The sequence below is a fragment of the Sphingomonas zeicaulis genome, assembly GCF_050433225.1.
Classification (GTDB): Bacteria; Pseudomonadota; Alphaproteobacteria; order Sphingomonadales; family Sphingomonadaceae; genus Sphingomonas_D; species Sphingomonas_D zeicaulis.
The window spans coordinates 314,328-327,030 of record NZ_JBNPXQ010000002.1 but is presented as its reverse complement, the minus strand read 5'-3'; the positions used below and the strand labels follow the sequence as shown (position 1 = coordinate 327,030).

Annotated in this window: 13 protein-coding genes; 9 read left to right on the top strand and 4 right to left on the bottom strand. The window is 66.8% G+C overall.

From position 1 onward, the window contains the following. Positions 1-314: 314 nt before the first annotated feature. The 6 genes from thrS (at position 315) to FHS96_RS10650 (ending at position 6,757) form a co-directional block, all read left to right on the top strand. Positions 315-2,309, top strand: coding sequence for a threonine--tRNA ligase (gene thrS, locus FHS96_RS10675; RefSeq protein ID WP_429590606.1), 1,995 nt, complete (start codon positions 315-317; stop codon positions 2,307-2,309). Between the two features lie 183 nt (positions 2,310-2,492). After that, positions 2,493-3,032, top strand: coding sequence for a translation initiation factor IF-3 (infC, locus tag FHS96_RS10670; protein WP_429591755.1), 540 nt, complete (start codon positions 2,493-2,495; stop codon positions 3,030-3,032). A 197-nt stretch (positions 3,033-3,229) separates the two neighbouring features. Further along, a complete protein-coding gene (locus FHS96_RS10665; RefSeq protein ID WP_429590603.1) occupies positions 3,230-4,339 on the top strand; it encodes an MlaE family ABC transporter permease in 1,110 nt (369 codons plus the stop codon). Next, positions 4,336-5,199, top strand: coding sequence for an ABC transporter ATP-binding protein (locus FHS96_RS10660; RefSeq protein ID WP_429590600.1), 864 nt, complete (start codon positions 4,336-4,338; stop codon positions 5,197-5,199). Before FHS96_RS10665 ends, FHS96_RS10660 begins: the two co-directional genes overlap by 4 nt. An 8-nt stretch (positions 5,200-5,207) precedes the next feature. Beyond that, positions 5,208-6,167 carry an MlaD family protein gene (locus FHS96_RS10655; protein WP_429590597.1) on the top strand — a complete coding sequence of 320 codons (960 nt, stop codon included), beginning with the start codon at positions 5,208-5,210 and terminating at the stop codon, positions 6,165-6,167. Continuing rightward, entirely contained in the window at positions 6,164-6,757 is a 594-nt protein-coding gene (locus tag FHS96_RS10650) for an ABC-type transport auxiliary lipoprotein family protein (RefSeq protein ID WP_429590594.1), read from the top strand. Before FHS96_RS10655 ends, FHS96_RS10650 begins: the two co-directional genes overlap by 4 nt. Before the next feature lie 75 nt (positions 6,758-6,832). On the opposite strand, the gene FHS96_RS10645 is transcribed toward FHS96_RS10650, so the two are convergent. After that, positions 6,833-7,720, bottom strand: coding sequence for a LysR family transcriptional regulator (locus FHS96_RS10645; protein ID WP_429590591.1), 888 nt, complete (start codon positions 7,718-7,720; stop codon positions 6,833-6,835). A 94-nt stretch (positions 7,721-7,814) separates the two neighbouring features. Between FHS96_RS10645 and FHS96_RS10640 the strand changes: the two genes are divergently transcribed. After that, positions 7,815-9,311 carry a CoA-acylating methylmalonate-semialdehyde dehydrogenase gene (locus FHS96_RS10640; RefSeq protein ID WP_429590588.1) on the top strand — a complete coding sequence of 499 codons (1,497 nt, stop codon included), beginning with the start codon at positions 7,815-7,817 and terminating at the stop codon, positions 9,309-9,311. 177 nt (positions 9,312-9,488) lie between these two features. On the opposite strand, the gene FHS96_RS10635 is transcribed toward FHS96_RS10640, so the two are convergent. The 3 genes from FHS96_RS10635 to phhA all read right to left on the bottom strand — a co-directional run bounded on the left by FHS96_RS10635 (position 9,489) and on the right by phhA (position 11,423). Continuing rightward, complete coding sequence (locus tag FHS96_RS10635; protein ID WP_429590585.1) at positions 9,489-10,073, bottom strand: enoyl-CoA hydratase/isomerase family protein; 585 nt, start codon at positions 10,071-10,073, stop codon at positions 9,489-9,491. A 268-nt stretch (positions 10,074-10,341) separates the two neighbouring features. Beyond that, positions 10,342-10,515: a hypothetical protein gene (locus tag FHS96_RS10630; protein WP_429590582.1), complete on the bottom strand. Its 174-nt coding sequence runs from the start codon at positions 10,513-10,515 to the stop codon at positions 10,342-10,344. Positions 10,516-10,559: 44 nt separating this feature from the next. After that, positions 10,560-11,423, bottom strand: a complete 864-nt coding sequence (phhA, locus tag FHS96_RS10625) for a phenylalanine 4-monooxygenase (protein ID WP_429590579.1) — start codon at positions 11,421-11,423, stop codon at positions 10,560-10,562. 104 nt (positions 11,424-11,527) lie between these two features. Here phhA and FHS96_RS10620 point away from each other — a divergent pair, with 104 nt between their 5' ends. Beyond that, positions 11,528-11,989: an Lrp/AsnC family transcriptional regulator gene (locus FHS96_RS10620; protein WP_429590576.1), complete on the top strand. Its 462-nt coding sequence runs from the start codon at positions 11,528-11,530 to the stop codon at positions 11,987-11,989. Positions 11,990-12,067: 78 nt separating this feature from the next. Next, positions 12,068-12,679 carry an OmpH/Skp family outer membrane protein gene (locus FHS96_RS10615; RefSeq protein ID WP_429590573.1) on the top strand — a complete coding sequence of 204 codons (612 nt, stop codon included), beginning with the start codon at positions 12,068-12,070 and terminating at the stop codon, positions 12,677-12,679. The last annotated feature ends 24 nt before the right edge of the window (positions 12,680-12,703 follow it).

The following is a 12,703-nucleotide window of genomic DNA, read 5'->3' as shown; positions in this document are numbered from 1 at the left end:
TTCGGCTGCGCGCAGTTAACTGAGCAGCCGGAACGGCCACCCGGGATGGGTGGGCCGGCGTCTTCCTTCTCATCTCGTCGCTTACGGACGCAGAAGGGTTGGATCATGGATTGCCGTTCAAACACCGGACCTCGCACCGCTGGCCATCGCGCCGGCCATGACGCTGAAACGCTCAGCCTCGTGCCGGCCGACGATCTGTCGCCCCGCGCAGACAGCTGACCATGCCCTCAGCAACTGACTTGCTTATAAGCGCCGCGGGAACGCATAAGCCGCCCCGCGTCCATTCGCCCACTCTTGAAGGTAAGATCATTCCCATGTCGCAGATGTTCCGGATCACGCTTCCCGACGGTTCCGTCCGAGAAGTCGCTCCGGGCACTACCCCCGGGGACATCGCTGCCGCCATCGGACCCGGCCTCGCCAAGGCGGCGATCGCCGCCAAGGTCGATGGCGAGCTGCGCGACATCAACCGCCCGCTGGAGGGCGATGCCAGCCTGGCGCTAGTCACCGGCCGCGACGAGGCCGACGCGCTCGAACTCGCGCGCCACGATTTCGCGCATGTGCTGGCGGAGGCGGTGCAATCGCTGTTTCCCGGCACGCAGATCACCTTCGGTCCCTCGACCGAGGATGGCTTCTATTATGATTTCGCGCCGAAGGATCGTCCGTTCACCGACGAGGATCTGCCCGCTATCGAGGAGCGGATGCGCGAGATCATCCGCGCCAACAAGCCCTTGAAGCGCGAGGTCTGGTCGCGCGAGGATCTGATCGCGCGCTGGCAGGCCGAGGGTGAGACCTTCAAGGCCGAATGGGCCGCCGAACTGCCCGAGGGCGAGGAGCTGACGATCTATCGGTCGGGCGACGACTGGCTCGACATGTGCCGCGGCCCGCACCTCGCCTCCACCGGCAAGCTCGACCCGCAGGCCTTCAAGCTGATGCGCGTTTCCGGCGCCTATTGGCGCGGCGACCAGAAGAATGCGATGCTGAGCCGCATTTACGGCACCGGCTGGCTCAACAAGAAGCAGCTCGACCAGCATCTGTTCCGGCTGGAGGAGGCCGCCAAGCGCGACCATCGCAAGATCGGCGCGGAGATGGACCTGTTCCACCTCCAGCCAGAGGCGCAGGGCTCGGTGTTCTGGCACCCCAAGGGCTATATATTGTGGCGCCAGCTGGAGGCCTATATGCGCCGCCGGCTGGACGGCAACGGCTATGCCGAGGTGAAGACCCCGCAGCTGATGGACGCGCGCCAGTGGGAGCAGTCAGGCCACTGGGGCAAGTATCGCGAGAACATGTTCATCGTACCGGACGAGATTCCCTCGACCGACGACGATGCGCCGATCCTGTCGGGCAAGGCGGAGCTGATGGCGCTCAAGCCGATGAACTGCCCGGCGCATGTGCTGGTCTTCCGCCAGGGCATCAAGAGCTATCGCGACCTGCCGATCCGCATGGCCGAATTCGGCTGCTGCCACCGCAACGAGCCGCATGGCGCGTTGCACGGCATCATGCGCGTGCGCCAGTTCACCCAGGACGATGCCCACATCTTCTGCCGCGAAGACCAGTTGATCGACGAGATCCGCGATTTCTGCGACCTGCTCGACAGCGTCTACAAGCATCTCGGCTTCGACAGCTATGCGATCAAGCTGGCGCTGCGCCCGGAGAAGCGCTTCGGTAGCGACGAGATGTGGGACCGCGCCGAGCAGATCCTGCGCGACGCGGTGGAAGCGAGCGGCCGCGCGACCGAAGCCTATGGCTGGGAGGAACTGCCCGGCGAAGGCGCCTTCTATGCGCCCAAGCTCGAGTTCCACCTGACCGACGCGATCGGCCGCACCTGGCAGGTCGGCACGATCCAGGCGGATACGGTGCTGCCCGAACGACTCGATGCCAGCTATGTCGGCGAGGATGGCGCCAAGCATCGCCCGGTGATGCTGCACCGCGCGATCCTCGGCACGTTCGAACGCTTCATCGGCATCCTGATCGAGCATCATGCCGGCCGCTTCCCGCTGTGGCTGTCGCCGGTGCAGGCGGTGGTCGCGACGATCGTGTCCGACGCGAACGACTATGCCGAGCAGGCGGCGAAGACGCTGGCGGCGGCCGGGCTGCGCGCGGAGACCGACCTGCGCAACGAGAAGATCAACTACAAGGTGCGCGAACACAGCCTCGCCAAGGTTCCGCACCTGCTGGTGGTCGGCAAGCGCGAGGCCGAGGAAGGCACCGTCGCGGTGCGGACGCTGGGCGTGGAAGGCCAGAAGATCCTGAAGCTGGAAGACGCCGTCGCCTGGCTGAAGGGCGAGGCGGTTCCGCCCGACCTGCGGTAACTCTATTCGCTCCCCTCCCCCCTCGGGGAAGGGAGCGAAAGACGGCGCGCAGTTGCAGCGTGCGTGCCACAGACGGTTACAAATTGGCGTCCAATTCCGCGCAAACCCTTGGCGAATGGCGTCGCGACACTTATATCGCGCCGATTGAAGTCCACGATAGGAGAAAGTGTTATACGTCCGCCCATGATGAGGCGTCCAATGGGGGCGCCGCCGGTCCCGCTGAACGGTCCGCGCTACAATGAGTTCATCCAGTCGCCCCGCGTTCGGGTGATCGACGGCGATGGCGAGAATCTGGGCGTCATGTATACGCGTGAGGCAATCGAGCAGGCTCAGGAAGTCGGCCTCGACCTCGTCGAAGTTTCCCCGAACGCCGACCCGCCGGTCGCGAAGTTCCTGGACGTCGGCAAATTCAAGTATGAAGCCCAGAAGAAGGCCAACCAGGCCCGGAAGACCCAGAAGACGCAGGAGATCAAAGAGATCAAGATGCGTCCGAACATCGACGATCATGATTATGACGTGAAGATGCGGTCGATCCACAAGTTCATCGAAGAAGGTGACAAGGTGAAGGTCACGCTGCGATTCCGCGGCCGTGAGCTGAGCCATGGCCAGCTGGGCATGATCCTGCTGCAGCGCGTGCAGGCGGATACGGCGGAAACCGCGAAGGTCGAAGCCCATCCGCGCATGGAAGGCCGCCAGATGCTGATGGTGCTTTCGCCCAAGTAAGGCGTTTTTTCGGTCGCGCCGCCCTGTGGCGCGACCGAATCGCATCTCGTGCGTTGTGCCGGGGTGAAGAGCGGAACAGGGTTGCGACATCGCCGACACATGGATCGTGGCGTAGCCGTCACGGTTGGCTTCGGCATGTCTATTTTGCGCGCTAAGCGCTTGCCGATCCAGCCCGATTGCCTCAATGAGGCGACGGGATGAGTTCTGCAGCCGACTTCGTCACCGTCCATGAGGGCGATCACTGCGTGCTGCGACCGAGCGGCTCGCTTTCGCTCGCCCGGCTGGGCGACGTGCCCGACCGCCTGGAAAAGACCACGACGCCGTTCGACCGCGTCGACCTTTCGCAGGTCGAGCATATCGACACGGTCGGTGCTTGGATCATGTACCGGATCGCGCGCGACCATGGCGCGGAGATCGTGGGGGCCGATGCCGATGCGCAGCGGCTGATCGACCAGGTCGCGCAGGCCGACAAGCCCGTGCGCATGCGGCCGGACCGCACCCATCCCTTCATCCGTGTGCTGAGCGAGATCGGCGCGGCGGTGATCAGTTCGGGCCGCACGCTTGCCGGCCTGCTCGGTTTCCTCGGCGCGACGGTGATGGCCGCGTGCGCCGTCATCCGCCATCCGCGCCGCTTCCGCCTCAACGCGGTGGTTCAGCGTTTCGAGGTGGTGGGCGTCTCCGCGCTCGGCATCATCGGGCTGATGAGCTTCCTGATCGGCATCGTCATCGCGCAGCAGGGTGCGGTGCAGCTGCGCCAGTTCGGCGCGGAAGTGTTCACGATCAACCTGATCGGCCGCATCACCTTGCGCGAATTGGGCGTGCTGATGACCGCGATCATGGTCGCCGGCCGTTCCGGCAGCGCCTTCGCCGCGCAGCTCGGCACGATGAAGCTGACCGAAGAGATCGATGCGATGCGCACGATCGGCGTCAGCCCGATGGAAGCGCTGGTGCTGCCGCGCGTCATCGCCACCGTGGTGCTGATGCCGCTGCTCGGCTTCTACGCCTCACTGGTCGCGATCATCGGCGGCGGGCTGCTGTGCTGGATCTCGCTGGAGATCCCGCCGATCACCTTCATCCAGCGGGTTCGCGAAGTCGTGCCGCTGACCGACCTCTATGTCGGCCTCGTCAAGGCGCCGGTGTTCGGCGCCATCATCGCGATGACCGGCTGCTTCCAGGGCATGCAGGTGGAAGGCAATGCCGAGGAAGTTGGCCTGCGCACGACCGCCGCGGTGGTGCAGGCGATCTTCCTCGTAATCGTGCTCGACGCCTTCTTCGCGGTCTTCTTCACCTGGGTCGGCTGGATATGAGCGACGAACCCTTCGACGAGGATGAGGATCCCGCAGAGCGCATCGCCGAGGGCGAGACCGCGATCTGCGTGTCCAACCTGAAGAACGCGTTCGGCAAGCAGGTCGTCCATGAGGGGCTCGACCTGACCGTGCGCAAGGGCGAGATTTTGGGCGTCGTCGGTGGATCGGGTACCGGCAAGTCGGTGCTGATGCGCTCGATCATCGGGCTGCAGAGCCCGGTCGAGGGCCAGGTCGAGGTGTTCGGTGAGCCGATGCTCAACCGCGACGACGAGGAAACGGTCGCGATCCGCAAGCGCTGGGGCGTGCTGTTCCAGGGCGGCGCTCTGTTCTCGACCTTGACCGTTGCCGAGAATGTGCAGGTTCCGCTGCGCGAATTCTATCCGAAGCTCAGCCAGTCGATGCTCGATGAGATCGCCGCCTACAAGGTGGTGATGACCGGGCTGCCGGCGGATGCGGGCCCCAAATATCCTTCGGAACTGTCGGGCGGCATGCGCAAGCGCGCCGGGCTGGCGCGCGCGCTGGCGCTCGATCCCGAGCTGCTGTTCCTCGACGAACCCACCGCGGGCCTCGACCCGATCGGTGCCGCGGCGTTCGACACGCTCACCCGCGAGCTCAAGGAGACGCTGGGACTGACCGTGTTCCTGATCACGCACGACCTGGACACGCTCTATGCGATCTGCGACCGCGTAGCGGTGCTGGCGGACCGCAAGGTGATCGCGGTCGGAACGATCCCGGAATTGCTGGCGTTGGACCATCCGTGGATCCAGGAATATTTCAATGGGCCGCGCGGACGCGCCGCGACCGACGCGATCGATCGCGCCGCAGCCGGTGCGACCGCCAAGACCGGCAAGGGGGCATGAGGCGCTAGATGGAAACCCGCTCCAATCAGGTGCTCGTCGGCAGCGTTGTGCTGATCCTGCTCGCCGCCACCGCGATCTTCACCGTCTGGCTCGCCCGCCTGGGTGGCGGCGTGGAGAAGAATTACGACATCTTCTTCAAGCAATCGGTCGACGGGCTGGCCAAAGGTTCGGCGGTGTCCTTTTCGGGCGTGCCTTCCGGCCAGGTGACCGAAATCAAATTGTGGCAACCCGATCCGCAGTTCGTGCGCGTGCGCATCGCGGTGAAGGAGGAAGTGCCGATCCTCGACGGCACGACGGCGACGATCCAGGGCGTCGGCTTCACCGGCGTCTCGCAGATCCAGCTCGACGGCGCGATGAAGGGCGCCAAGCCGATCACCGAGATCGGGCCCGGCGGCGTGCCGGTAATCCCGACCAAACCGGGTGCACTGGGCGAACTGCTGAACAGCGCGCCGAAGCTGCTCGAGCGACTCTCGACATTGACCGAGCGGCTGACCGAAGTGCTTTCGGACGAGAACCAGAAGTCGATCGCGGGCATCCTCAAAAATGCCGATCGCCTGTCGGGCTCGCTCGCCGATCGCGGGCCGGAGATCGCCGCGACCCTCGCCGAGACGCGCATCGCGATCCGCCAGGCCGGCACCGCCGCCGAACAGATCGGCAAGCTGGCGGGCACCACCAACGACCTGCTGGACAAGGAAGGCCGTCCGCTGGTCGGCGATCTGCGCGAGGCGGTGGCGGCGGCCAAAAAGAGCATGGAGAATCTCGACGGCGCGATCACCGCGGCGCGGCCCGGCATCGACAATTTCTCGCGGCGCACCTTGCCGGAGGTCGGCCAGCTCGTGCGTGACCTGCGCGAAATGTCGGAAGCATTGACCGCGGTTGCCGGCCGCCTCGATCGCGGCGGCGCCGGATCGCTGATCGGATCGCAGAAACTGCCGGATTACGAGCCAGGAAAGGGCGACCGGAAATGACCAGATCGTTGCTCGCCCTCGCCGCCGCGCTGGCGGTTGGCGGATGCATCAGCTTCGGGGAGGATCCGCCGCCCTCGCTGCTGACGCTTTCGGCCACCTCCAGCGTCGAGCCCGGCAAGATCCTGACCGCCAAGCCCGATTCGGCGATCGCGGTGCTGGTGCCGCGGGTGCCGGCGGCGCTCGCCACCACCCGCGTGCCCGTGCAGTCGGGCGCGACGCAGGTCGCCTATCTGAAGGAAGCGGTGTGGGTGGAAGTCCCTGCCCGCCTGTTCGAACGGCTGCTGGAAGAGACGATCGGTGCGCGCACCGGCCGCGTCGTCGTCGGCCCGCGCGACTATGCCGGCGCGCCGGGGATGCGGCTGTCGGGCGAACTGCAGAATTTCGGGCTCGACGCGACCCGGATGGAAGCTGTCGTCACCTATGACGCGGTGCTTCAGCGCGAGGGCAGCGACGAGGTGGTGACGCGCCGCTTCGAGGCGCGGGTGCCGGCGGGCGAGGCCAAGCCGGTGCCGGTGGGCCGTGCGATCAACGAGGCGGCGAACAAGGTGGCGGATGATGTGACCGCGTGGCTGGCTGCCAGCGGTTCGTGATCGGCTGAAGCATTTCTTGTCCTCCTCGAGCTTTGCTCGGGGAGGACAGGTTGGTTCGGCGCTCCTCTGCCCCCCTCACAGCAGCCCATGCGCTGACGCCACGATGTCATCGAGGAAGTCGATGACGGCGCGGACGCGGGGCAGGCGTTGCTGGTCGGCGGGCATCGCCACCCAATAGCTGCGGCGGATCTCGATCGCTTGCGGCAGGATGCGGACCAGTTCGCGGTCGGCATCCGCCGCGAACAGGTGGAGTACGCCGAGCCCCAGTCCGCCCGCGACCGCGGCGTGCTGCGCGGCGATCGAGGTGGAGCCGAAGACCGGGGTCGCCTCTGCCGAGACTTCGCTGAGGAAGCGCAGTTCGGGGGCGTCGATCCGGGCGTCTATATACCAGGCGAAGGGCAGCCGGGCGAGCTGATCGAGCGTGACCGGGCCGTGCGCATCGAGCCACGCGCGCGAGGCGTAGAGGCCGAGGCGATAGTCGATGAGGTGGCGCGCTACGATCGCGCCCGCCTGCGGCCGGTTGAGCAGCACGGCGACATCGGCCTCGCGGTTGGGCAGGCTGACGAGTTGCGGTTCGGGCGCGAGTTCGAGGCGCAGTTCGGGATGCGCGGCGTGGAGCCGGCGTGCGTTGGGCGCGACCAGATAGATGCCGAACGCTTCCGGCGTGGCGAGGCGGACCGTGCCCGAGATGCGCGCATCGCCGCCTCCCAATGCCGCGGTGGCGCCGGCGATCTCCGCCTCGATCCGCTCGGCATGGTCGAGCAGGCGGCGCCCGGCCTCGGTCGGCTGCACGCCGCGGGGGCCGCGATCGAACAGCCGGCTGCCCACCGCGGTTTCGAGCGCGGTCAGCCGCCGCGCGACGGTGCTGTGATCCAGCCCCATCCGCCGGCCTGCGCCGATCAGCCGTCCCGCGCGGGCGATGCCGAGGAACAGCCGCAGGTCATCCCAGTTCAGCTGCTGCATTTTCGCACACCCATACGGCCAATCATGCTGGTTCCTGTGGCGATTTGCATGAACTAATGCCGGAGGCACGACAAGCAGCAGCAGGAGAGCAGCGATGCGCATGATCAGCCACTTCATCGACGGCGCGATCGTTTCCGAGCCGGGACGTCTGGGTGACGTCTATGCGCCGACGATCGGGCAGGTGCAGGCACAGGTCGAACTGGGCGAGGTCGCGATGCTCGAGCGCGCGGTCGCCAGCGCGAAGGTGGCGCAGGTCGAGTGGGCCGCGACCAACCCGCAGCGCCGCGCGCGCGTCATGTTCGCGTACAAGGCGCTGATCGAGGACAATATGGACGCGCTGGCGGAACTGCTCGCGTCCGAACATGGCAAGGTGGTGTCCGACGCGAAGGGCGATATCCAGCGCGGGCTTGAGGTCGTCGAGTTCGCCTGCGGCGTGCCGCATCTGATGAAAGGCGAATATACCGAGGGCGCAGGCCCTGGCATCGACGTCTATTCGATGCGCCAGCCGCTTGGCGTCGTCGCCGGCATCACCCCGTTCAACTTCCCGGCGATGATCCCGCTGTGGATGTCGTCCGTCGCGATCGCGTGCGGCAACGCCTTCATCCTGAAACCCTCCGAGCGCGATCCTTCGGTGCCGGTGCGGCTGGCCGAACTGGCGATCGAGGCGGGGCTGCCCAAGGGCGTGCTCAACGTCGTCCATGGCGACAAGCTGATTGTCGATGCGATCTGCGACCATGCGGACATCAAGGCGGTGAGCTTCGTCGGCTCCTCCGACATCGCCAACTATGTCTATCAGCGCGCCGCCGCGGCGGGGAAGCGCGCGCAGTGCATGGGCGGCGCCAAGAATCACGGCATCGTGCTGCCCGATGCCGATCTCGACCAGACCGTCGCCGACATCCTCGGCGCCGCCTATGGCTCCGCGGGCGAGCGCTGCATGGCACTGCCGGTGGTCGTGCCGGTGGGTGCCCAGACCGCCGAGGCGCTCCGCGGCAAGCTGATCGACGGCATCGAGACGCTGAAGGTCGGCATCTCGACCGATGCCGACGCGCATTATGGCCCGGTCGTTTCCGGACAGCACAAGGCGCGGATCGAGAATTATATCCAGATGGCGGTCGACGAGGGATCCGAACTGGTGATCGACGGCCGCGGCTTCGCACTGCAGGGCTATGAGGAAGGCTTCTTCCTCGCGCCGACCCTGCTCGATCATGTGACTCCCGAGATGCAGAGCTATCAGGACGAGATTTTCGGCCCGGTGCTGCAGATCGTGCGCGCCGAGACTTTCGAGGACGCGGTCGATCTTGCGACCAAGCATCAATATGGCAATGGCGTGGCGCTGTTCACCCGCAACGGCGATGCCGCGCGGCGCTTCGCCAGCACGGTCGAGGTCGGCATGGTCGGCATCAACGTGCCGATCCCGGTGCCGGTCGCCTATCACAGCTTCGGAGGCTGGAAGCGTTCGGGCTTCGGCGACATGGATCAATATGGGATGGACGGCATCCGCTTCTACACGCGGCTGAAGAAGGTGACGCAGCGCTGGCCGAGCGGCGGATCGGTGATCGACCAGAGCTTCATCATTCCGACGATGAAGTGAGGCGGACGCCGGTCAAGGCGTGAAGCTGATCGGCGCGGTGCCTGGATCGGTCGTGTCCGCCTGCCAGCGCACCGAGCCGAACGGTCGTTCCAGCCGGTGACGGATGTGCATGCCGTCGTCCGGCGCGCAAAGCGCTTTCACTTCGCCATGGAGCGCCAGGTCGGCCTCGGTGAAGCGTTATCGGTTCCTGAGATAGTCCTGCCAGGTGGGGAATTCGAAGCGCTCGGTCCACAAGGCGCGGTCCGCCAGGTCGCGCAGCACCGCCCAGCCGAAGCCGCCGTTACGTTTGCGTACGCGCCGCATCCGCAGCATCGCATCATAGACGGCGGCGGGCGCGGTGCTGGGCGCGGACGAGGCGCTGGATTTTGACGCGGCGCTCGACCTGTTCCTTGCCGACCCGCAGGCGCTGGGCTGCATCCGGCGCGTAGAAACGGGCGCGCCGGCGACCTCGTGCTGCTGGCGCAGGACCGGGAGGCGCTGGCCGGTGATCCTGCCGCCGCCGATGTCCGCGCGACGATCGTCAACGGCATCCTCATCCATGATGGCGTCGACCAGCCCCCCGTCGCGCGCGCGGTGCGCATCGATCCGCCGGCCGGAAAGCATCAGCAGCGCGGCGCGCTTGCGGCCGATGCGGCGCGGCACTGATACGGTGCCGCCGGCGCCGGGGAGGATGCCCATCGCCAGTTCGGGGAGTTGGAACCAGGCATCGATCGGGCGCGGCGCTGAGCCGGCCCGCGAACGCCGCGAGTTCGAGCCCGGCACCGACGCAGCCGCCCTGCACATGGACGTCGAGCATCGCGGCGGACGGCAGCAGCGCGCGCGGGCAAGCTGCGCATGCGGATGGCGTGCGCGGTGGCGGCATCGGGCACCATTCCGAATTCGGCGAGGTCGGCACCGATCGAGAAGCAGCGGCCAGCGGCGCGCAGGCGGATGCGATCGATGCTCTCGTCGAGCGCGGCAAGCTGGAACGCCTCGAACAGCGCATCGCGCATAGCCCGATCGATCGCGTTGCGGGCTGCGGGGCGGTCGATCAGCAGATCGAGCCCCCTGCACTCGCGGCGCCGATTCCGATCAGCGGCACCGGCGGGCGCGGGTCGACCGGCTTGTCCGGCGGCCATGCGGCAAGGTCGACCAGCAGGCACGGCCGGTCGCCGGCGCGCCAGTCGGCGCGCAGCATCCAGGGTTCAAGCAGCAGACCATCCACGCGCAAGAGCCTGCGGGGCGCGGCGCGAGGACGCAAGCCGGCGATCAGCGCGCGGCGCGGCCCCGCGCATAGGCCTGGGTGCCGCGCGTGATGACGCGGTCCTCGGGCAGGATGGTGTCGATCTCGATATCGGGCAGCGATTCCAGCGCGTCATAGACGGGCGCGAAATCGGTGCCGGCGGTGCGCGCCAACAGATCTTCGAAGCTGTTGATCACGAAATAATTCTGCTGATAATCGTCGATGCGATATTTGGTGCGCATCACCCGCTGCAGATCGAACGCGATCCGGTGCGGCGAGGGATCGTCGAGCGCGAATACCGATTCGCCATAAGAGGAGACGATGCCGGCACCGTAGAGCTTGAGCGCGTCGCCGTCGCGGATCAGCCCGAATTCGACGGTGTACCAGTAGAGCCGCGACAATTGCGGCAGCATGCCGCGCGCCAGCGCCATTTGCCCGCCGCGGCCATAGGCCTGCATATAATCGGCGAACACCGGGTTCGCGAGCAGCGGGACATGGCCGAACACGTCATGAAACACGTCCGGTTCCTGCAGATAGTCGATCTGCTCGGGCGTGCGGATGAAGCGGCCGGCGACGAAGCGGCGGTTGGCGAGATGATCGAAGAAGACGTCGTCGGGCACCAGCCCGGGCACCGCGACCACCTGCCAGCCGGTGGCGCGCATCAGCCGGTCCGACAGCTCGGCGAAATCGGGGATGCCGGGGCGCGACATGCGCAGCACATCGAGCCCATCGAGAAAGGCAGGCGCGACGCGGCCGGGCAGCATTGCCTGCTGGCGGGCGAACAGCCGGTCCCACATCGCATGCTCATCGGGCGTGTAACGCGCCCAATCCTGCGGAATGGTCCAGTCGGTCGCGGCCTCGGGCGGCCGGGAGGAAGTGGCAGCGTCCATGCGGAACAATATAAGGGATGGCGCGCGAAAATTCATTTCAGATTTCGCGACTCTGCCGCATGAATGACGCCAACCCTTCAGAAATCACGATAATGGTGAAACAAATGGTTCAGTTCGATCAGGTCGACCGCCGCATCCTCACCGAACTCCAGCGCGACGGCGCGCTCAGCCATGCCGAGCTCGCCACGCGCGTGGGCGCCTCCCCCGCATCCTGCTGGCGGCGGATCAAGGCGCTGGAGGCGGCGGGCGTGCTGCGCGGCGCGGTGCGGCTGGTCGACCCGGAAAAGGTCGGCCGCGGCGTCAACGTGTTCTGCAACATCCGCATGCGTACCCACTCGCGCGACGATGTTTCGCTGTTCGAGGCGTTCGTGCAGGATCGCGCCGAGGTGCTCGAATGCTATTCGATGTCGGGTGACTGGGATTATCTGCTGCGCATCGTGGCGGCAGATGTGGCGGACCTCGAACGCTTCCTGATGCGGACCTTGCGCGAGCATCCGTCGGTGGGCGGCACCTCTTCCCACTTCGCACTGGCGCAGACCAAGTACAGCACAGCCTATCCGGTGTGATCGCGCCGGGCCGCGGCCTGTGCAGCGCGCCGACATGCTTCTAGAAGCCGGCGCCTGTTCTTCGAGGGAGATTGATCGATGTCCATCATCGGATGCCGCGGCCTGGCGACTGCCGCTCTCGTCACACTGGCCGCAGCACCCGCGGTGCAGGCGCAGGCCCAGCCGGCCGCGCCCTCGCTGGGCGGCCCGGTGATTCCGGGACTGTGCCTGCTGTCGATCGACACGATGATCGCGACCTCCAAGGTGGGCGTCGCCACCGAGGCGCGGCTGAAGGAGCTGGCGACCCAGGCGCAGACCGAGGTCGACACCCAGCGCCGGCCGGTCGAAGCCGAGATCAAGGCGTTCCAGGCAGCGGCCGCCGGGCTGAAGCCGGAGGATCGCGCCGCGCGCCAGCGGGCGCTGGCCACCAAGCTGCAGCCGATCGAGGCGGTCGCGCAGCAGCGCACGCGCGAATTGCAGGCGACGCGCGCCAAGGCGCTGCAGCGGATCAGCACAGACGCGCAGCCGGTGATCGCGCAGGTCTACAAGCAGAAGAATTGCGGGCTGCTGATCAACCGCGGCACCGTACTGGGCGGCAACACCACCAACGACCTGACCGCCGCGGTGGTGCAGGGGCTGGACGCCAAGGTGAGCACGGTGAGCTTCAACCGCGAGGTGCTGCCGGCGGCTGCAGCGGCGCCGCAGCGATAGGGCTGCCCCCTACCCCCTTGGGCG

What these genes read in the sequence shown, in the direction of transcription:
- thrS (WP_429590606.1), top strand. Translation starts at nt 315, where the DNA reads ATGTCGCAGATGTTCCGGATCACGCTTCCCGACGGTTCCGTCCGAGAA.
- infC (WP_429591755.1), top strand. Translation starts at nt 2,493, where the DNA reads ATGATGAGGCGTCCAATGGGGGCGCCGCCGGTCCCGCTGAACGGTCCG.
- FHS96_RS10665 (WP_429590603.1), top strand. Translation starts at nt 3,230, where the DNA reads ATGAGTTCTGCAGCCGACTTCGTCACCGTCCATGAGGGCGATCACTGC.
- FHS96_RS10660 (WP_429590600.1), top strand. Translation starts at nt 4,336, where the DNA reads ATGAGCGACGAACCCTTCGACGAGGATGAGGATCCCGCAGAGCGCATC.
- FHS96_RS10655 (WP_429590597.1), top strand. Translation starts at nt 5,208, where the DNA reads ATGGAAACCCGCTCCAATCAGGTGCTCGTCGGCAGCGTTGTGCTGATC.
- FHS96_RS10650 (WP_429590594.1), top strand. Translation starts at nt 6,164, where the DNA reads ATGACCAGATCGTTGCTCGCCCTCGCCGCCGCGCTGGCGGTTGGCGGA.
- FHS96_RS10645 (WP_429590591.1), bottom strand. Translation starts at nt 7,720, where the DNA reads ATGCAGCAGCTGAACTGGGATGACCTGCGGCTGTTCCTCGGCATCGCC.
- FHS96_RS10640 (WP_429590588.1), top strand. Translation starts at nt 7,815, where the DNA reads ATGCGCATGATCAGCCACTTCATCGACGGCGCGATCGTTTCCGAGCCG.
- phhA (WP_429590579.1), bottom strand. Translation starts at nt 11,423, where the DNA reads ATGGACGCTGCCACTTCCTCCCGGCCGCCCGAGGCCGCGACCGACTGG.
- FHS96_RS10620 (WP_429590576.1), top strand. Translation starts at nt 11,528, where the DNA reads ATGGTTCAGTTCGATCAGGTCGACCGCCGCATCCTCACCGAACTCCAG.
- FHS96_RS10615 (WP_429590573.1), top strand. Translation starts at nt 12,068, where the DNA reads ATGTCCATCATCGGATGCCGCGGCCTGGCGACTGCCGCTCTCGTCACA.